This is a genomic window from Pectobacterium colocasium (assembly GCF_020181655.1).
Lineage (GTDB): Bacteria > Pseudomonadota > Gammaproteobacteria > Enterobacterales > Enterobacteriaceae > Pectobacterium > Pectobacterium colocasium.
Window position 1 is genome coordinate 2,083,220 of sequence record NZ_CP084032.1, and the last position, 19,609, is coordinate 2,102,828.

The window sequence follows — 19,609 nt, forward strand, 5'->3', positions numbered from 1 at the left end:
TCACTCTCAATTAAGGAACAAAATGTGACCATTGAGTAAAATAATGTTTTCTCGTGGAATGCGACAACATGCGCGGTAGTCAGATGATCTACACTACTCGCGATGACAGCAGAACACGCGATGGCAGCAGAAAACCGCAGGCAGCCGCTACAGGAGAGAAGGATGCATCTGGAAAGTATTGAAATCCTGGGATTTCGGGGAATCAATCGTCTGTCGCTGATGTTGGACGAGAATAATGTGCTGATTGGTGAGAACGCCTGGGGGAAATCAAGCCTGCTGGACGCGCTCTCACTGCTGCTGGCACCGACGTTGCCGCTTTATCATTTTGATATGCAGGATTTTCACTTCACGCCGGGGGATGAAAATAGTCGGGAAAAGCATCTTCAGATTATTTTCACCTTTTGTGAAACCGCACCCGGCCACCATTTATCCCCGCGTTACCGCTCGCTTAGCCCTGTGTGGGTGGAAGGCGAGGCATCGCTGTATCGCATTTTCTATCGACTGGAAGGTGAAGTGGACGAAAGCCAGTCGGTTTTCACCTGGCGCAGCTTTCTGGACGCCGACGGGCACCCGATACCGTTGGATGATATTGATGAACTAGCCAGAGAGATTATTCGTTTACATCCGGTGCTGCGGCTGCGCGATGCGCGTTTTATGCGGCGCCTGCGTTCCGGGACGCTGGCGGCGACGCTAGATAACAGTAATGAAAAACTGGCTCAGCAGTTTGAGCAACTGATGCGTGAACTGGCGCAAAATCCGCAGAAGCTGACGGATAAAGAGTTACGTCATGGTCTGGTGGCGATGCGGCAACTGCTGGAGCACTATTTTTCCGAGCAGAATGCCACGGATAACGATCGACGCCACCATCGTCATGCCCGAGCGCACAACGGTAAATCGTGGCGATCGCTAGACAACATCAACCGCCTGATTGCTGACCCGAATAGCCGCAGTCGCCGCATTATCCTGCTGGAGTTGTTTTCTACGCTGTTGCAGGCGAAAGGATCGGTGGTGCTGGATGCGCATGCCCGTCCGCTCTTGCTGATTGAAGACCCCGAAACCCGCCTGCATCCGATTATGCTGTCCGTCGCCTGGGGGCTTCTGGTGCAGTTGCCGCTCCAGAAAGTCACGACAACGAATTCAGGAGAGCTGCTGTCGCTGGTACCGATGGAGCAGGTGTGCCGTCTGGTGAGAGAGTCTTCACGGGTTGCGACATACCGTATTGGTCGTCAGGGCATGAGTGCGGAAGACAGCCGGCGCATTGCGTTTCATATTCGCATGAATCGGCCTTCTTCACTCTTCGCGCGCTGCTGGCTGCTGGTGGAAGGGGAAACAGAAGTCTGGATGCTAAATGAACTGGCACGCCAATGCGGGCATCATTTTGAAGCGGAAGGCGTGAAGGTTATTGAGTTTGCCCAGTCCGGACTTCGGCCATTACTGAGGTTCGCACGACGTATGGGGATTGAATGGCATGTGTTGGTCGATGGCGACGACGCGGGGAAAAAGTATGCCGCAACGGCGAAAAGCATGCTAACTGCTCAGGACGAGAGTGAACGCGATCACCTGACCGTCTTGCCCGCATCGGACATGGAACACTATATGTACCGTGAGGGGTTCAGCCACGTTTACCACCGCACCGCGCAACTACCGGAGAAGGTGCCACTATCGATGCATAAAATCATCATCAAAGCGATCCATCGTTCATCCAAACCCGACCTGGCGATTGAAGTGGCGATGGAAGCCGCGGCGATGGGAAGCGATGCTATTCCGCCACTGATTCGCACTATGTTCTCTCGCGTGCTGTGGCTGGCTCGCGGGCGGGCGGATTAGCGGTATATATCAATAAAAAAATGCCGTTCGTGGTGCTGAACGGCATTTGTCGCATTATAGTCATTTTACGGTTTAGCGTAGGTATTCTGAGTAAACGTGTAGGGTGTATACCCGTCATACTTCAAGTTGCATGTGCGTTGGCTGCGTTCAGTCACCCGAATCACTTACTCAAGTAAGCTCATCGGGATTCCTTCCCTTGCCGCCTTCCTGAAACTCGAATTATTTAGGGTATAGAAGGGGGGCAGGATGCGACCTCGGCGATTTGCGGGACGATCAGGCAGGCGTGATTACCTTTCGGCCCTTGATGAACATCAAACCTGACAACCTGTCCGGCTTTCAGAGTCCGGTAGCCATCCATTTGAATGGTAGAGTAGTGTGCGAAGATATCGTCACCCCCCCCTTCTGGACAGATAAAACCAAACCCTTTGGCATTATTGAACCATTTAACAGTACCTGTCTCCATGCATTGACATCCTTCGCAAGAGTATTCTTTTCAGTAAGGTGTGGTTATTTGGTTACTACGAATACGAATTGATTAAAACCCCATCAATTCATCCGTACACTTTAGTGAAATCGATCCCGGCGTCAAGCGATCCACGGCGAGGTGTTGAGGGGAGTTTGTCAAAGTTTGATGCAGGTAACGCTATTGATGAATCCACTATTCCGTTGCGCACTCAAGATATCGGTTACAGGCCTTGAATTTTGCTTTCCAGGAACCATTTAATCCCTCAGGTGGTAAAATAAAAAGTAGACGTGATACTGTAAATACAGAGATACCCGTCATCTTTCAAGTTGCAGGCTTCATTTCCTGCTTCTCGAATCTATTGGGAATAACAGACCAATGTCGCGGGTCGCGATATTCGTTACATGATGTGGATAGAGAATGGGAAACAACAGTACGTGGTCACAATCTGAGAACCTGACCGCCGATAAGCAGAAAGAAAAATTGCAGCCGCCTTCCATGTATAACGTGGTGTTAAATAACGATGATTACACCCCGATGGAATTTGTTATTGACGTTCTGCAAAAGTTCTTTTCTTATGATATTGAACGTGCCACGCAGCTTATGTTAACCGTGCATTATCAGGGTAAAGCGATTTGTGGCGTATTCAGTGCTGAAGTGGCTGAGACCAAGGTCGTACAAGTCAATCGTTATGCCAGAGAAAACGAGCACCCGCTGCTCTGTACGCTGGAAAAAGCCTGAAGTCAGGCGATTTATTGGGAGAGGTGCCTATGCTCAATCAAGAACTGGAACTCAGTCTCAACATGGCTTTCGCCAGAGCGCGTGAGCACCGACACGAGTTTATGACCGTGGAGCACCTGCTGTTAGCACTGCTCAGTAACCCAGCCGCCCGTGAAGCACTGGAAGCCTGCACGGTAGATTTAGCTGCGCTGCGCCAGGAACTGGAAGCGTTCATTGAGCAGACCACACCAACATTACCGCAGAGTGACGATGAGCGAGAAACTCAGCCAACGCTCAGCTTCCAACGCGTACTCCAACGCGCTGTCTTCCATGTGCAGTCCTCCGGCCGCAGCGAAGTGTCCGGCGCCAACGTTCTGGTCGCGATTTTTAGTGAACAGGAATCTCAGGCCGCCTACCTGCTGCGTAAGCATGACGTCAGCCGTCTGGATGTCGTGAACTTTATTTCTCACGGCACGCGTAAAGAAGAAACCGATCAGGCGCCGAACCCTGAAAATCCCGTCAATGAAGAACAGGCCGGAGGGGAAGATCGTATGGAAAACTTCACCACCAATCTGAATCAGCTGGCTCGTGTTGGCGGTATCGATCCGCTCATTGGCCGGGATAAAGAACTGGAACGCACGATTCAGGTATTGTGCCGCCGTCGTAAAAATAACCCGCTGCTGGTCGGCGAATCCGGCGTGGGGAAAACCGCGATTGCTGAAGGGCTGGCCTGGCGTATTGTGCAGGGGGATGTACCGGAAGTGATGGCAGAGTGCACGCTGTACTCGCTGGACATCGGTGCGCTGCTGGCAGGCACGAAATATCGCGGTGACTTTGAAAAACGCTTCAAGGCGCTGCTGAAACAGCTCGAACAGGATAAAAACAGTATTCTGTTCATTGATGAAATTCACACGATTATCGGCGCGGGTGCCGCGTCCGGTGGTCAGGTTGATGCCGCTAATCTGATTAAACCGCTGCTTTCCAGCGGCAAGATTCGCGTCATCGGTTCAACCACCTATCAGGAATTCAGTAATATCTTTGAAAAGGATCGGGCGCTGGCGCGTCGTTTCCAGAAAATCGACATCACTGAACCCAGCGTGGAAGAAACCATACAAATCATTAATGGCCTGAAGCCGAAGTATGAGGCTCACCATGATGTTCGCTATACGTCGAAAGCAATTCGCGCAGCGGTAGAGCTGGCGGTGAAATATATCAACGATCGTCACCTGCCGGATAAAGCGATCGATGTGATCGATGAAGCGGGCGCTCGCAGCCGTCTGGTGCCAGCCAGCAAGCGTAAGAAAACGGTTAATGTGAGTGACATCGAATCCGTTGTCGCGCGTATTGCCCGTATTCCAGAAAAAACCGTCTCCGCCAGCGATCGTGATGTGCTGAAGAACCTCAGCGACCGCCTGAAAATGCTGGTGTTCGGGCAGGACAAGGCTATCGAAGCGCTGTCTGAGTCTATCAAGATGAGCCGTGCAGGGCTGGGGCAGGAGCGTAAACCGGTCGGTTCCTTCCTGTTCGCTGGTCCAACTGGTGTTGGTAAGACGGAAGTGACGTTACAGCTGGCTAAAGCGCTGGATATTGAACTGCTGCGCTTTGATATGTCCGAATATATGGAACGTCATACGGTTAGCCGCTTGATTGGTGCGCCTCCGGGCTACGTGGGCTACGATCAGGGCGGCCTGCTGACGGATGCCGTCATTAAGCATCCTCATGCGGTACTGCTGCTGGATGAGATCGAGAAAGCGCATCCTGATGTCTTTAATCTGCTGTTGCAGGTGATGGATAACGGGACGCTGACGGACAACAATGGCCGCAAAGCGGATTTCCGTAATGTCATTGTCGTCATGACCACCAACGCAGGCGTGCGAGAAACACAGCGTAAATCTATTGGTATCATCCATCAGGACAATAGCAGTGATGCGATGGAAGAGATCAAGAAGGTATTTACGCCTGAATTCCGTAACCGTCTGGATGGCATTATCTGGTTCAACCATCTGTCTACCGACGTCATTCAGCAGGTTGTCGATAAATTTATCGTGGAACTTCAGGCGCAGTTGGATGCGAAGGGCGTATCGCTGGAAGTCAGTGAGGAAGCACGTAACTGGCTGGCAGAAAAAGGCTACGACAAAGCTATGGGAGCCCGACCGATGGCACGTGTGATGCAGGAAAGCCTCAAGAAACCGCTGGCTAATGAGCTGCTGTTTGGTTCGCTGGTGGATGGGGGGTCTGTGACGGTGGAGCTGGATAAAGAAACGCAACAGCTGACGTATGGCTTCGTGAGCGCGCAGAAGCGGAAAGCGGAAAGCGTTAATTAATCAATATCGTGTGTTATCTAAGAGGGATGCTGAGGCATCCCTTTTTTACATCCCTTTGCCAGACGTTTTCCAAAAACAAAAGCCCTTGCCATGAAGGAAAGGGCTGGGGAGGGAGTCACATCCTCATATATCGCTGTTTTTAGCGATGAGCAAACCGGTTAACGGCTGCGGAAGACAATGCGGCCTTTACTCAGGTCGTACGGGGTTAATTCTACAGTGACTTTGTCACCCGTCAGGATGCGGATATAGTTTTTACGCATTTTACCGGAGATATGAGCGGTAACCACGTGCCCGTTTTCCAATTCAACGCGGAACATGGTGTTGGGCAGCGTATCAAGCACGGTGCCTTGCATTTCAATATTGTCTTCTTTGGCCATCGAATCCTCTAGGTCTCACTACCTTTATTTTTTTAACCGCGAGATAATGCCGAAAAACCGCCATTATGTAAAGAAGCGTTCACGTTTGGGACGTTATTTACTCGCTTTTCTCTGTCATAGTACGGGTTCGACGAGTGGTTGTGGTAACCAGCAACCGTCGTCGACGGCGAGATCCTGCCACTGAGAAAGCAGTTGCAGGAAGCGATCGCGGAGGATCTCACTCACGCCCAGCGACGCGGTATGGGCGTTTAACACCTGGCAATCAATCAAATGACCACCGTGGCGGGTAAAATGTTGTTGAAACGCCAGCAGTGCGTATTTTGAGGCATTATCCGTGCGGCTGAACATGGATTCACCGCAAAATACTCTTCCTTGCTCAATGCCATATAATCCACCAACCAATTTGTCATCCTGCCACACTTCGACGGAATGGGCTTTCCCAACCTGATGAAGTTGGCGATAGGCTGAGATAATACCCGGCGTAATCCAGGTGCCGTCCTGATGTTCATTCGCGCAGGCGTGAATGACATCATCAAAGGCCTGATTCAGGGTAGCCTGAAACGTATGGCGCTTCAGAAATTTTTTCATACTGCGGCTGACATGGAGTTCATCAGGAAACAGCACTGCACGCGGATTCGGAGACCACCATAGAATAGGCTCACCGGGGGAAAACCAGGGGAAAATGCCCTGTCGGTAAGCCGCTGTTAACCGGGCAACGGAGAGATCGCCGCCAACGGCCAGCAGACCGTTGGGGTCATCCAGCGCATGATTCGGATCAGGAAACTGAAGCGATTGGGACGATAGCTGATATAGGCGCATGTTTTTCAAACGTTGTATTTCAACTGAGTTTGCCTCAAACGTGTTGGCGGAATTGCCAATAACGCCCTTTTTCTGCCATTAACATCTGATGGCTACCCTGCTCGATCACTTTGCCGTCGTCCAGAATACAGATGCGATCCATGGATTCTAAGCCGTATAACCGGTGAGTGATGACGATTAGCGTCTTATCAGCACAGTGCTGGCGGAGCAGTTGCAGAATACGTTGTTCCGTCTCCGCATCCAACCCTTCGGTGGGTTCATCCAGCAGAACCAGCGGCGCGTCGTGTAATAAGGCACGAGCTAAAGCGATACGGCGCTGTTCGCCGCCGGAGAGCTGGCGACCGCCTTCTCCCAGCCAGGCATTCAGCCCTTCATTTTCCAACAGTTTTTCTAATCCGACCTGATGTAATACCTCGGACAGCTTTTCGTCCCGCGCAGTGGGGGCGGCCAGCAGCAGGTTGTCGCGCAGCGTTGCGCTAAAAATATGTACGCGTTGTGGTACCACGCTCATCATTGCACGGAGATCGGCTTCCCGCCAATCGGCAAGAGAATGGCCATTCAGCGTAATCTCGCCGTATTCACAATTCCATGCCCGAGTCAGCAACTGCAATAGCGTCGATTTCCCGCATCCGGTACGCCCAAGCAGCGCCAGATGCTCGCCCGGCTGAATGGAAAGGGTAATATTCTGCAACACAGGCTGGGGCTGACCGGGGTACGTGAACCCGACATGCGAGAGTTCGAGTGAGGCCTCGCGTGACGTTTCTGGCCCATGGTCCGGGAATGCGACGTCAACGGGCTGACGAATGATTTGATCGACCCGAGCAGCGGAGGCAATCACTTGCCCCATATGCTGAAAAGCCACCGTGACGGGAGCTAGCGCCTCGAAGGCGGCAAGCGAGGCAAACACGAACAGGGCAATCAACGCGCCGGGCTGCGGATTACCACCAACGCCATCTGCTGCCAGCCACAGAATCAGGGTAACGGTCAGCCCACTGCACAGAATCATCACCGCCTGAGACAGGCCGGTAAGATTGGCCTGTTGGCGTTGACGACGCAGCCAGTTAATTTCCACCAGCGCCAACTGCTGACGAACGCGATCGAGTGCGCCGAAGACGGTGAGTTCCGCCTGACCTTGCAGCCAGGTGGTCAGTTGGAGGCGGTACTGTGCCCGCAGCGCGGTCAAATCCTGCCCGATACCGTTTCCTGCCCGATAAAACAGAACCGGCAGACACAGCAGCAACACCAGCATGATGGCACCAAGCGTTAACGCCAATGAGGCATCAATGAAGCTCAGACCGTAACAGACGATAAGAATGACGGCGAATGCGCTAACGATGGGGGAAATCACACGAAGATAGAGGTGGTCGAGCGTATCCACGTCCGCCACAAGCCGGTTGAGCAGTTCAGCCTGACGAAATTGCGCCAGCCCACCCGGAGAGAGCGGCAAAATGCGAGAAAAAGTGAAAACACGCAAGCGCAGCAGAACGCGGAAGGTGGCATCGTGACTGACGACTCGTTCGCCATAGCGACCGGCCGTACGTGCAATCGCCGCACCCCGCACGCCGGCGGCTGGCAGCATATAGTTGAAGGTGAGTAGCCCAACAATGCCTGCCAGTGCAGCACCCGCCAGAAACCAGCCGGATAGCGCGAGCAGGCCGATGCTGGCAAGTAGCGTAGCGATAGCCAGCACAATGCCCAGGCTTAAGCGCCAGATGTGTTGGCGGTAGAGTGCCAGAAACGGTTTTAATACCTGCATCGTTTTTCTCTGAGCCATTACAGCGCCTCCTGTCGTTGTGCCAGCAGCGCCGCGAAGGGGCCACCAACTTCGGCGCGGAGTGTTTGATAATCACCCCGTTGGACTAACTGACCGCCGTCCATGACCCAAATCGCGTCATATTCGGTGATATCCGTGAGCTGGTGCGTGACCAGTAGTGTGGTCTGGTGGCGTGCGGCTTCGTTCAACGCCGCCATAACCAACTCTTCGCTATGGGCATCGAGACTGGCTGAAGGTTCATCCAGCAACAATAATTGGCAAGGATGGATCAGCGCGCGGGCAACGGCGACGCGCTGTGCCTGCCCGACGGATAAGCGCGCCGCGCTGTCACCGATTGTGGTTTCCAGCCCTTGTGGAAGCTGTGGTAAAAACTCCTGCACATAGGCACGCTCAATCGCCTGCTGTAACTCCACAATACTGGCCTGCGGGTTGCCCAGCAGAATATTGCTGCGCAGCGTTTGCTCCGGTAAATGGGGATTTTGCCCAACCCAGCTCAGTTGTTTACGCCATGATTCAGGGGTTAGCGTGTTTAAGGCCTGACCGTTAACGGTCAGTGATCCGCGATAGGGCAGGAATCCTAGAAGCGCATTAAGCAGCGAACTTTTTCCTGCGCCGCTGAGGCCGACTAGCGCGATACGCTCGCCTGCGTGAATATCGAACGTCAACGGTTGAGTTAGCGGTGTGCCATTTGGCGCGAGGACAACCAGATCTTCCGCCCGAATAGCAATGGCGGTATCGCTGCTGAATATTTGAGTGCCAAAGCCTACCGTTTCACCTTCCTCGGCTAAAAAGGTCACTAGCGATTCTGCTGCGCCGATAGCCTGAGCCTTGGCATGATAAAACGTACCCAGATCACGCAGAGGCTGAAAAAATTCCGGCGCCAGAATGAGCACGAGAAAACCAGCAAAGAGCGTTACCCCCATTCCGTAATGGCCGAAGTCCAGTTCCCCGAGATAAGAGAAACCGAAATAGACGGCGACAACGGCGATCGAAATGGAGGCAAAAAACTCCAGTACACCCGAGGAGAGAAACGCCATGCGCAGGACTTCCATCGTACGGCTACGGAAATCTTCGGAAGCGTGGCGGATTTGTTCGGTTTCGGCCTGGCCACGATGAAACAGGCGTAGCGTCTCCATTCCGCGCAGGCGATCGAGGAAATGTCCGCTCAGGCGAGCCAGCGCCAGAAAATTTCGTCGGTTGGCATCCGCCGCGCCCATGCCGACCAGCGCCATAAAAAGCGGGATGAGCGGGGCAGTCAAAAACAGAATCAAGCCAGCAGACCAGTTGAGCGGGAAGATCGTGATTAAGATAAGTAACGGAATCAGCGCGGCAAGATACATTTGTGGCAGGTAGCGGGCGTAATAATCCTGCATATCATCAACCTGCTCAAGAATCATCGTTGCCCAACTGCCGGCGGGTTTGCCTTGTACCCACGCAGGACCAAGCTGTTGCAGTCGGTCCAGTACCAGTTTACGAATTTGCTGTCGAACCGCTTGCCCACACAGAAAACCGACGCGCTCGCGTAACATGCTGTTGAGCGCACGTAGAATGAAGGTCGCGATCAGTAGAAAAAACGGGGAGAGCAGGGATTCTCGGGGGGCATGCTCAATGATAAGGGCATGAAGCAGCGTAGCTAATAGCCAGGCTTGTGCGATGATTAATGCACCGCTCAGGAATCCAAGCAGCAGTGAAATCCGTAGCCAACGTTGCGCCAGCTTACTCTGCTGTTTCAGCCAGGCGGTCAGTTCTTGCTGTCTGGTTTTTTTCATCAGGCACCAGTTCGTTATATTGCAGAAATGGACTTAACAGAAAATAACTCTTATGTAACTGTTAGTTAACAAAATTATCTTCTATCAGGCAGATAGATGCCATGTTACCGCGACGGGGACGCGCTGCAAACGAAAAGGAGAGATGAAATGTGGGAGACGATCAATTTTTGTGTTGCGTGAGGTAATCAGAGGGAAGAAACGGAACGGCTATCGCCGCTCCGTTCTTAATCGCGTATTACTTGCTGACGGTTAATCCGTCCAGGTAACGTTCTACATCCAGTGCCGCCATACAGCCAGTACCTGCGGAGGTAATAGCTTGACGGTAAATGTGGTCCATAACGTCGCCTGCGGCAAAGACGCCAGGAATACTGGTCTGTGTCGCGTTGCCGTGAATACCGGATTGCACTTTAATATAGCCGTTTTCCAGTTCCAACTGACCGCCGAACACAGCCGTATTCGGGCTATGACCGATAGCGATAAACACGCCAGCCAGTTCCAGCTCTTCCGCTGCATCGCTTTGCGTATCGCGGATACGAACACCGGTCACACCCATATCATCGCCTAGCACTTCGTCCAGCGTACGGTTGGTATGCAGGGTGATGTTGCCATTTTTGACTTTGTCCATCAGACGATCGATCAGAATCTTCTCCGAACGGAACGTCTCGCGGCGGTGGATTAAATGCACTTCCGCAGCGATGTTAGACAGATACAACGCTTCTTCAACAGCGGTATTCCCGCCACCCACCACGGCAACTTTCTGATTACGGTAGAAGAATCCGTCACAGGTTGCACAGGCGGAAACGCCCTTGCCTTTGAATGCGTCTTCAGATGGCAGACCAAGGTAGCGAGCCGATGCCCCAGTGGCGATGATCAGCGCGTCACAGGTGTACTCGTCGCTATCACCGAATAAACGGAAGGGGCGGTTCTGTAAATCAACACGTTCAATATGATCGAAGATCACTTCGGTATTGAACTTGGTTGCATGTGCGTGCATGCGTTCCATTAACAGTGGGCCTGTTAAATCATCGGCGTCGCCCGGCCAGTTTTCGACTTCGGTCGTGGTCGTCAACTGACCGCCTTTTTCCATACCAGTGATTAATACTGGCTGTAAGTTCGCCCGTGCAGCATAAACTGCGGCAGTATAGCCAGCCGGGCCTGAACCCAGAATCAATAACTTGTGATGTTTAACGGTACCCATGCTTTCCTCATTTCATTACGGCGGATAATGTTCATATGAACGGTCTCTACGACAAACACGCTGACTTATTACGAACAGTCTCTACCACGGACAATGAGAACGATTGTAAGGAAATTACAGGAGTAAAAAAAGTATGCAGAAAAGTTGCTGGCTATTTGTTTAATCGTTAATGGCGATGGTGATGACAAATAGCTGAAAAATCAGCCACATTCATAAGTAAAATGATTGAAGTCACCTTGGCGAATGGCTCTGGCTTATCCAATCTGGCAGTTTCTTCTGATTTTCGTTGTTTTGCTTTGACAATCGGCTGTGCATTTGCGAAAACATCTGGGTAAGAGGAAATTTTTTGTATGTGGACAGTTAAAAGCTCGGTTTTTTATTCGTTTTTGCGCAGGTAGTAGGCCTCTGGGCCACGGATATGACGTGATGGTCTTTTTCGCGGGTGAGCAATACGTGGGGCGAGAACGAGAAGTTAATGACTTTTGATATACAAAATAGGCAGCGTGTCTTCTTTAAGGGTAGCTCTGATACATGAGGTCTATCGGGGTAAGCGGGTGCAGGGAAAAGTGAAGAGAGACAATAATAATGGTAGACACTAAAAAACGGCCAGGAAAAGATCTCGATCGTATTGATCGTAACATCCTGAACGAATTGCAAAAAGATGGGCGTATTTCCAATGTCGAGCTGTCCAAACGTGTTGGGCTGTCGCCAACACCTTGTCTGGAGCGCGTGCGTCGTCTGGAAAGACAGGGTTTCATTAACGGTTACACAGCACTGCTAAACCCGCATTATCTGGATGCGTCACTGCTGGTTTTTGTTGAAATAACGCTAAACCGCGGCGCGCCTGATGTGTTTGAACAGTTTAATGCTGCGGTGCAGAAGCTGGAAGAAATTCAGGAATGTCATCTGGTTTCTGGTGATTTTGACTACCTGTTGAAAACGCGCGTGCCGGATATGTCTGCTTACCGTAAGCTTCTGGGTGAAACGCTGCTGCGTTTGCCGGGCGTAAACGACACCCGTACCTACGTGGTGATGGAAGAAGTGAAGCAAAGCAACCGTCTGGTTATTAAGACGCGATAAACGTGTGGGTGCAAAACCCGATAAATTCAGCTACACTCCTGTGAATTTATACAGTCCCAGCGCCGGGTTTTCTCGGCGCTTTGTCATAAACCTTACAGGCCCCTGGAGAGACTCTTGAGCCAGGAATATACAGAAGATAAAGACGTTACCCTGAAAAAACTCAGTGGAACACGTCGTTTGCTTGAAGCGATTTTAATCGTTGTGGCACTTTTTGCGGTTTATCTTAGTGTCGCACTACTCAGTTTCAGCCCTTCCGACCCCAGTTGGTCACAGACTGCATGGCACGAACCGATTCACAACCTCGGTGGTGTAGCAGGTGCATGGCTGGCGGATACGCTGTTCTTCATTTTTGGTGTGCTGGCCTACGCCATTCCACCGATTATGTTATCCCTGTGCTGGGTCGCTTTCCGCCAGCGTGATAACAACCAGACTATTGACTATTTTACCTTTTCACTTCGCCTGATTGGGACATTGGCGCTGATCCTGACCTCTTGCGGTTTGGCTGCGTTGAATATTGACGATCTCTACTATTTTGCTTCCGGTGGTGTGTTGGGAAGCCTGTTGAGCAGCTCAATGATCCCGCGTTTCAACAGCATGGGTGCGACGCTGATTCTGCTGTGCGTGTGGGGGGCAGGGTTAACACTGTTTACCGGCTGGTCATGGTTAACGATCGCTGAAAAAATTGGCGCAGGTGTCTTGGGTTGTCTGACGTTTATGTCAAACCGTTCACGCCGCGACGAGGACTATCGCGAAGAACACGATCGTGAAGAGGATGAGCGCGATGCGCTTAATCTGCGTCACGATGAGGCGTCGGGTGAGGCAGTCACACAACAGCGTGATGACGATGATGTTCTGTTTTCTGAGCCTTCCGTGGCTGATGCGGTAAACGACACGACGGCAGACAATAAGATAGACGAGTCATCACCGTTAGCTGAGAACGCACCGACAGCGACACAGCCAGTTCTCTCAGCAGAGGCGTCAGTTGCGGGGGCAACATTCCCTGAACTGGCCGCGTCTGATTCGGCGTTGCCTGACACATCGTCTGGTATTGTGCCACCTGTTGTCCCATCAACGATCGATAAGACGCCGTCGCTAAATCCGCCGCTGTATTCGTTTGAAATCCCTGAAACGCCAGCGGCAATGCCAGAGATCGCAAGCTCGCCTGAACTCCATAGCAGCGCGTATGCACCTTACGGGAATAGTTACGGAGAGAGTACCGTACCGCCGATCGTAACGGCAGCGGCGGTTCAGCCCTTTGCTGAGGCACCACAGCCTGAGCGTGGTACGGATTTCAACGCGAACAACACCTTTATGCCAGCGTTCAGCGCCGATGGGGATGATAACCCGCAGATTAAACGCGGCGTTGGACCGGAACTGCCGCGCCCTAATCCGGTGCGTATTCCTACTCGCCGCGAGCTGGCGTCCTACGGAATCAAACTGCCGTCGCAGCGGCTGGCTGAAGAGCAAGCAAGGTTGCAGGCGCAGAGCGGTAGTGCAGAAACGGAATTGGCGAATGATGTGTATCAGGAAGAGACGCCGGATGATATCGCCCAGCAGGAAGCCGCATTGCAGCAAGCGTATCTGGATCAGCAACGCCAGCGTTACGGTGATGAATATCCGTCACAGGAAGACGATGAAGACGCGCTTCTACAAGCGCAGCTCGCCAGGGATTTCGCGGCACAGCAGCAGTCACGTTATGATGCCAGCGCATTGCAGCGCGATGAGGAAATCCCTGCTCCGATAGCACCGCGTGTGGTCAGTGCGCCTGTTCAGCCAAATTCTGTCACATCGCATAACGCTTTTTCATTCTCGCCGTTTAGCGCGGAGAGTGAGCGCGAGCCTGAGCCGCCTACGTTCAGCGAGTCCACGTATACACCGCCGTCCTACCGTTCTGAACCCGAGTTTCCGCCGATGCATGCTGGTGAACATGAGGATGATGAGGATGAGCGCAACCCGTTGATGTTTGGTCAGCCAGCGCAACCAACGTCAGCGCCTGTTGAGGCCGCGAAACAGGAAACGGTGGCAACACCAACGCATCATCCGGCAATGGATGGCTTGATTCACCCGTTCCTGATGCGTAATGAACAACCGCTGCAGAAGCCAACTACGCCGCTGCCAACGTTGGATTTGTTGACTCCGCCGCCGGCTAGCGAAGCGCCTATTGATAATTTCGCATTGGAACAGACGGCGCGACTGATCGAAGCGCGTTTGGCTGATTTCCGGGTAAAAGCAGATGTGGTCGATCATTCGCCAGGCCCGGTGATCACGCGGTTTGAGTTGGATCTGGCACCGGGCGTTAAAGCCGCACGTATCTCGAATCTGTCGCGCGATTTGGCGCGTTCTCTGTCCGTTGTTGCAGTGCGTATTGTTGAGGTGATTCCAGGCAAACCGTATGTCGGTCTGGAACTGCCGAATGCGCATCGTCAGACGGTTTATCTGCGTGAAGTATTGGATTGCGACAAATTCCGCGATAATCCGTCGCCGCTGTCGATTGTGCTGGGTAAAGATATTGCAGGCGATCCTGTCGTTGCCGATCTGGCGAAAATGCCGCACCTGCTGGTTGCGGGTACGACAGGGTCGGGGAAATCGGTCGGCGTCAACGCCATGATTATCAGTATGTTGTATAAAGCCACGCCGGAAGACGTGCGCTTTATCATGATCGACCCGAAAATGCTGGAACTTTCGGTGTACGAAGGTATTCCGCATTTGTTGACGGAAGTCGTGACCGACATGAAGGATGCGGCAAATGCGTTGCGTTGGTGCGTCGGTGAAATGGAACGTCGCTATAAGCTGATGTCGGCGCTTGGCGTGCGTAATCTGGCGGGATACAACGAACGGGTGATGACAGCAAATGCGATGGGACGCCCGATCCCCGATCCGTTCTGGAAGCCGGGCGACAGTATGGATATGACGCCGCCAGTGCTGGAAAAACTGCCGTATATTGTGGTGATGGTCGATGAATTTGCTGACCTGATGATGGCGGTGGGTAAGAAAGTTGAAGAGCTGATTGCCCGACTGGCGCAAAAAGCGCGTGCTGCGGGTATTCACCTGGTACTGGCAACGCAGCGTCCTTCCGTTGATGTTATCACCGGATTGATCAAAGCGAATATTCCGACGCGTATCGCGTTTACGGTGTCCAGCAAGATCGACTCACGGACTATCCTCGATCAAGGCGGTGCAGAATCTCTATTGGGGATGGGGGATATGCTGTATATGGCGCCTAACTCCTCGATACCTGTCCGCGTTCATGGCGCTTTTGTCCGCGACGAGGAAGTGCACGCTGTCGTTCAGGACTGGAAAGCGCGTGGGCGTCCTCAATATATCGATAATATTGTCAGTGGTGGCGATGATGGTGAAGGTGGAAGCCTCGGCCTTGATGGCGATGAAGAACTCGATCCTCTGTTCGATCAGGCAGTAGAGTTTGTGGTCGATAAGCGTCGTGCATCCATTTCCGGTGTACAGCGACAGTTCCGAATCGGCTATAACCGTGCCGCGCGAATCGTTGAGCAAATGGAAGCACAGGGCATTGTCAGCTCCCCTGGGCACAATGGCAATCGCGAGGTATTGGCACCGCCATCAATGGAATAAGTGCGTTGTATTGATTGACCTCACTCCACTATAAGGGCTGCGCGTGCAGCCCTTATGCAAAGAAGCGTAAAAGCGGTGATAAGCAGATAATTCACCTATCACCGCCCGAGTGGGTTCAGATAACATAGTTATATAGGTAACGTGGATCTACAGATAACGTCGATCGACAAATAACACCGTTCCACAAATCACATGGGTCTCTTGCAAAACATCTGACCTCAATATGTGAAGGTTGTTATATCAGGAAATTCAAAGGATTATGCGTATGAAAAAGTGGTTAGCTATCAGTTGCCTGATTGCAGGTGTGACCTCAACCGCTGTCTATGCGGACGCGGCAAAAGATTTGCAGGGTCGCCTCAATAAAGTAAACAGTTTCCATGCAAATTTTAGCCAGAAAGTCACCAGCGCCGATGGCGCAGCCGTGCAGGAAGGGGAAGGTGAACTGTGGTTGAAGCGCCCTAACTTATTTAACTGGAAAACCACATCACCTGATGAAAGTACGCTGATTTCTGACGGAAAAACGCTCTGGTTCTACAATCCGTTTGTGGAGCAAGTCACGGCAACCTGGCTGAAGGATGCAACAGGAAATACGCCGTTCATTCTGATTACGCGTAACGATGCCAGCGACTGGAATAAATACAATGTGCGTCAGAAAGGCGATGACTTTGAACTTACGCCGAAATCTGCGAGCGGCAACCTGAAACAGTTCGCGATTAATGTGACGACCAACGGCACAATCAAGCAGTTTACCGCGACGGAACAGGATGGCCAGCGAAGCACTTATGTGCTGAAGAACCAGCAAAATACCGCTGTTGATGCCGCGCAATTCACGTTCACACCGCCGAAAGGCGTCACGCTGGATGACCAGCGTCAGTGAGGCCAGAGTGAGCAACCTGTCCCTTGATTTTTCCCACAACGAATTCCAGCCCCTGGCCGCGCGTATGCGGCCAGCGACGTTGGCGCAGTATATTGGTCAACAGCACCTGTTAGGCGCCGGTAAGCCTTTGCCACGGGCAATCGAGGCAGGGCAGTTGCACTCCATGATTCTCTGGGGACCGCCAGGAACGGGAAAAACCACGCTGGCAGAATTGATTGGGCATTACGGGCAGGCTGATGTAGAACGCATTTCTGCCGTGACGTCTGGCATTAAAGAAATTCGTGAAGCGATTGAACGTGCCCGACAAAACCGCAATGCGGGGCGTCGTACCATTTTGTTTGTCGATGAAGTCCATCGTTTCAACAAAAGCCAGCAGGATGCGTTTTTGCCACATATCGAAGATGGAACGATCACCTTCATTGGGGCAACAACGGAAAATCCCTCTTTCGAACTCAATTCCGCGTTGTTATCTCGTGCCCGTGTCTATTTGCTAAAAGCGCTGACGGTAGAAGATATCGAACAGGTATTGCAGCAGGCGATGAGCGACAGCGAGCGGGGATTCGGCGGACAGAATATTGTCCTGCCTGCCGACACCGCGCGGATGCTGGCTGAATTGGTCAATGGTGATGCCAGACGTGCTCTGAATAGCCTGGAAATGATGGCGGATATGGCGGAAATTGACGCGCAGGGTATGCGAGTCCTGACGCCTGCGCTTCTTAACGAAATTGCTGGCGAGCGTAGTGCCCGCTTTGATAATAAAGGCGATCGCTATTACGACCTGATTTCGGCGCTGCATAAATCGGTAAGAGGCTCTGCGCCGGATGCGGCGCTTTATTGGTACGCCAGAATTATCACCGCCGGTGGCGATCCGCTGTATGTTGCCCGACGATTGCTGGCGATTGCGTCGGAAGACGTCGGCAATGCCGACCCGCGTGCGATGCAGGTGGCGATCTCCGCCTGGGATTGCTTCACTCGCGTTGGCCCAGCGGAAGGGGAGCGCGCCATTGCTCAGGCGATCGTTTATCTGGCCTGCGCCCCCAAAAGTAATGCTGTGTATAGCGCGTTCAAAGCGGCGATGCAGGATGCGCGCGAGAAGCCAGACTATGATGTTCCCGAGCACTTGCGCAACGCGCCGACCGGGTTGATGAAAGAAATGGGGCTTGGGGCAGAGTATCGGTACGCACACAATGAACCCAATGCCTATGCGGCCGGTGAGATCTACTTTCCGCCGGAAATGGCCGATACGCACTATTACGCGCCGACCTCACGCGGCCTTGAGGGCAAAATTGGTGAAAAGCTCGCCTGGCTTGCCACTCAGGATCAAAATAGCCCGACAAAACGCTACCGTTGAACTAAGCGTTGCGGTAAGGTTATTGCGGTATTTTCTGAAATCGGCCGCGTAGCGCGCCGTGTAAGCAACCATTTCATTTGATAATCATAAGCACAGGATTAGCATGCTCGATCCCAATTTACTGCGCAATGAGCTAGACGCAGTCGCCGAAAAGTTACTGGCTCGCAGAGGCTTTAAGCTGGATGTTGAGACCCTGCGTAAGCAGGAAGAACGTCGTAAAGTATTGCAGGTAGAAACCGAAAGCCTGCAGGCAGAGCGTAACTCCCGATCGAAAGAGATTGGTGCAGCGAAAGCACGCGGTGAAGATATCGAGCCTTTGCGTCGTGAAGTTAACACATTAGGCGAAAAACTGGATGCCGCGAAAGCCGAGCTGGATCAGTTGCAGAATGAAATTCGCGATCTGGCGTTAACGATCCCGAACCTGCCGGACGACTCGGTGCCGCTTGGAAAGGACGACACGCAGAATCAGGAAGTGACTCGCTGGGGTGAACCGCGTAAATATGATTTCCCCGTGCGCGATCATGTTGAACTCGGCGAGATGGCTGCCGGGCTGGATTTTGCCGCGGCGGTGAAATTGACCGGTGCGCGTTTTGTCGTGATGAAAGGGCAAATTGCTCGTCTGCACCGTGCACTTACCCAGTTCATGCTGGATTTGCATACGCAACAGCATGGCTATCAGGAAGTCTATGTGCCTTACCTGGTCAATCATGCCACGTTATACGGTACTGGTCAGTTGCCTAAATTTGGCGAAGATCTGTTCCATACCCGACCGTTGAGTGAAGAAGCGGAAAGCAGCAACTATGCACTGATTCCGACGGCTGAAGTTCCGTTGACCAATCTGGTGCGTGACGAGATTCTTGATGAAGAATCCTTGCCGTTGAAGATGACTGCCCACACGCCTTGCTTCCGTTCTGAAGCAGGTTCGTATGGTCGAGATACGCGTGGGTTGATTCGTATGCATCAGTTTGACAAGGTCGAACTGGTACAAATCGTCCGCCCTGAAGATTCTATGCAGGCGCTGGAAGAATTAACGACCCACGCCGAAACGGTACTGCAACTGTTGAAATTACCGTATCGTAAGGTCTTGCTGTGCACCGGTGATATGGGCTTTGGCTCCACCAAAACGTATGATCTCGAAGTCTGGTTGCCGGCGCAAGATACGTACCGTGAAATCTCCTCTTGCTCAAACATGTGGGATTTCCAGGCGCGTCGTATGCAGGCTCGCTGCCGTAGCAAGTCCGACAAGAAGACCCGTCTGGTTCACACGTTGAACGGTTCTGGTCTGGCAGTCGGTCGTACACTGGTAGCGGTTCTGGAAAACTACCAGCAGGCTGATGGCCGTATTGAAATTCCTGAAGTGCTGCGTCCATACATGGGCGGGCTGGAATTTATTGGCTAATTTCTGCTATCTGAAAAAAGCGCCCGTTTAAAGGCGCTTTTTT

At 52.4% G+C, this 19,609-nt stretch carries 14 protein-coding genes; 8 read left to right on the forward strand and 6 right to left on the reverse strand.

From position 1 onward, the window contains the following. Nucleotides 1–162: 162 nt before the first annotated feature. Nucleotides 163–1,827: an ATP-dependent endonuclease gene (locus tag LCF41_RS09440; RefSeq protein ID WP_225088132.1), complete on the forward strand. Its 1,665-nt coding sequence runs from the start codon at nucleotides 163–165 to the stop codon at nucleotides 1,825–1,827. A gap of 223 nt (nucleotides 1,828–2,050) precedes the next feature. On the opposite strand, the gene cspD is transcribed toward LCF41_RS09440, so the two are convergent. Beyond that, on the reverse strand, nucleotides 2,051–2,290 hold the full coding sequence (gene cspD / locus LCF41_RS09445) for a cold shock-like protein CspD (protein WP_225087830.1): 240 nt from the start codon (nucleotides 2,288–2,290) through the stop codon (nucleotides 2,051–2,053). 420 nt (nucleotides 2,291–2,710) lie between these two features. On the opposite strand from cspD, the gene clpS reads away from it, so the two are divergent. Next, nucleotides 2,711–3,031, forward strand: coding sequence for an ATP-dependent Clp protease adapter ClpS (gene clpS, locus LCF41_RS09450; protein WP_005967385.1), 321 nt, complete (start codon nucleotides 2,711–2,713; stop codon nucleotides 3,029–3,031). Nucleotides 3,032–3,060: 29 nt separating this feature from the next. Continuing rightward, nucleotides 3,061–5,334, forward strand: coding sequence for an ATP-dependent Clp protease ATP-binding subunit ClpA (clpA, locus tag LCF41_RS09455; protein WP_225087831.1), 2,274 nt, complete (start codon nucleotides 3,061–3,063; stop codon nucleotides 5,332–5,334). Nucleotides 5,335–5,492: 158 nt separating this feature from the next. Here the strand turns inward: clpA and infA are convergent, their stop codons facing one another. The 5 genes from infA to trxB form a co-directional block, all read right to left on the reverse strand. Beyond that, nucleotides 5,493–5,711 (reverse strand): translation initiation factor IF-1, encoded by a 219-nt coding sequence (gene infA, locus LCF41_RS09460; protein WP_002211347.1) that lies wholly within the window; start codon nucleotides 5,709–5,711, stop codon nucleotides 5,493–5,495. Nucleotides 5,712–5,825: 114 nt separating this feature from the next. Further along, nucleotides 5,826–6,530: a leucyl/phenylalanyl-tRNA--protein transferase gene (aat, locus tag LCF41_RS09465; RefSeq protein WP_225087832.1), complete on the reverse strand. Its 705-nt coding sequence runs from the start codon at nucleotides 6,528–6,530 to the stop codon at nucleotides 5,826–5,828. Between the two features lie 34 nt (nucleotides 6,531–6,564). After that, nucleotides 6,565–8,304, reverse strand: a complete 1,740-nt coding sequence (gene cydC / locus LCF41_RS09470; RefSeq protein WP_225087833.1) for a heme ABC transporter ATP-binding protein/permease CydC — start codon at nucleotides 8,302–8,304, stop codon at nucleotides 6,565–6,567. Beyond that, nucleotides 8,304–10,073, reverse strand: coding sequence for a heme ABC transporter permease/ATP-binding protein CydD (gene cydD, locus LCF41_RS09475; RefSeq protein ID WP_225087834.1), 1,770 nt, complete (start codon nucleotides 10,071–10,073; stop codon nucleotides 8,304–8,306). The genes cydC and cydD overlap by 1 nt, the downstream gene beginning before the upstream one ends. Nucleotides 10,074–10,308: 235 nt before the next feature. Further along, nucleotides 10,309–11,271: a thioredoxin-disulfide reductase gene (trxB, locus tag LCF41_RS09480; protein WP_225087835.1), complete on the reverse strand. Its 963-nt coding sequence runs from the start codon at nucleotides 11,269–11,271 to the stop codon at nucleotides 10,309–10,311. Between the two features lie 585 nt (nucleotides 11,272–11,856). On the opposite strand from trxB, the gene lrp reads away from it, so the two are divergent. The 5 genes from lrp (at nucleotide 11,857) to serS (ending at nucleotide 19,566) form a co-directional block, all read left to right on the forward strand. Next, nucleotides 11,857–12,351: a leucine-responsive transcriptional regulator Lrp gene (lrp, locus tag LCF41_RS09485; RefSeq protein WP_010277211.1), complete on the forward strand. Its 495-nt coding sequence runs from the start codon at nucleotides 11,857–11,859 to the stop codon at nucleotides 12,349–12,351. 114 nt (nucleotides 12,352–12,465) lie between these two features. Continuing rightward, nucleotides 12,466–15,939, forward strand: a complete 3,474-nt coding sequence (locus LCF41_RS09490; protein ID WP_225087836.1) for a DNA translocase FtsK 4TM domain-containing protein — start codon at nucleotides 12,466–12,468, stop codon at nucleotides 15,937–15,939. A gap of 265 nt (nucleotides 15,940–16,204) precedes the next feature. Next, on the forward strand, nucleotides 16,205–16,816 hold the full coding sequence (gene lolA / locus LCF41_RS09495) for an outer membrane lipoprotein periplasmic chaperone LolA (protein ID WP_225087837.1): 612 nt from the start codon (nucleotides 16,205–16,207) through the stop codon (nucleotides 16,814–16,816). A 7-nt stretch (nucleotides 16,817–16,823) separates the two neighbouring features. Further along, nucleotides 16,824–18,167: a replication-associated recombination protein A gene (locus tag LCF41_RS09500; RefSeq protein WP_225088133.1), complete on the forward strand. Its 1,344-nt coding sequence runs from the start codon at nucleotides 16,824–16,826 to the stop codon at nucleotides 18,165–18,167. Nucleotides 18,168–18,270: 103 nt separating this feature from the next. Further along, on the forward strand, nucleotides 18,271–19,566 hold the full coding sequence (serS, locus tag LCF41_RS09505; protein WP_225087838.1) for a serine--tRNA ligase: 1,296 nt from the start codon (nucleotides 18,271–18,273) through the stop codon (nucleotides 19,564–19,566). Nucleotides 19,567–19,609 lie beyond the last annotated feature (43 nt).

Excerpts from the sequence above, each read along its gene's own strand:
- cydD (WP_225087834.1), bottom strand. The coding sequence starts at position 10,073 with ATGAAAAAAACCAGACAGCAAGAACTGACCGCCTGGCTGAAACAGCAG.
- LCF41_RS09440 (WP_225088132.1), top strand. The coding sequence starts at position 163 with ATGCATCTGGAAAGTATTGAAATCCTGGGATTTCGGGGAATCAATCGT.
- cydC (WP_225087833.1), bottom strand. The coding sequence starts at position 8,304 with ATGGCTCAGAGAAAAACGATGCAGGTATTAAAACCGTTTCTGGCACTC.
- trxB (WP_225087835.1), bottom strand. The coding sequence starts at position 11,271 with ATGGGTACCGTTAAACATCACAAGTTATTGATTCTGGGTTCAGGCCCG.
- serS (WP_225087838.1), top strand. The coding sequence starts at position 18,271 with ATGCTCGATCCCAATTTACTGCGCAATGAGCTAGACGCAGTCGCCGAA.
- infA (WP_002211347.1), bottom strand. The coding sequence starts at position 5,711 with ATGGCCAAAGAAGACAATATTGAAATGCAAGGCACCGTGCTTGATACG.
- lrp (WP_010277211.1), top strand. The coding sequence starts at position 11,857 with ATGGTAGACACTAAAAAACGGCCAGGAAAAGATCTCGATCGTATTGAT.
- clpS (WP_005967385.1), top strand. The coding sequence starts at position 2,711 with ATGGGAAACAACAGTACGTGGTCACAATCTGAGAACCTGACCGCCGAT.
- aat (WP_225087832.1), bottom strand. The coding sequence starts at position 6,530 with ATGCGCCTATATCAGCTATCGTCCCAATCGCTTCAGTTTCCTGATCCG.
- cspD (WP_225087830.1), bottom strand. The coding sequence starts at position 2,290 with ATGGAGACAGGTACTGTTAAATGGTTCAATAATGCCAAAGGGTTTGGT.
- clpA (WP_225087831.1), top strand. The coding sequence starts at position 3,061 with ATGCTCAATCAAGAACTGGAACTCAGTCTCAACATGGCTTTCGCCAGA.
- lolA (WP_225087837.1), top strand. The coding sequence starts at position 16,205 with ATGAAAAAGTGGTTAGCTATCAGTTGCCTGATTGCAGGTGTGACCTCA.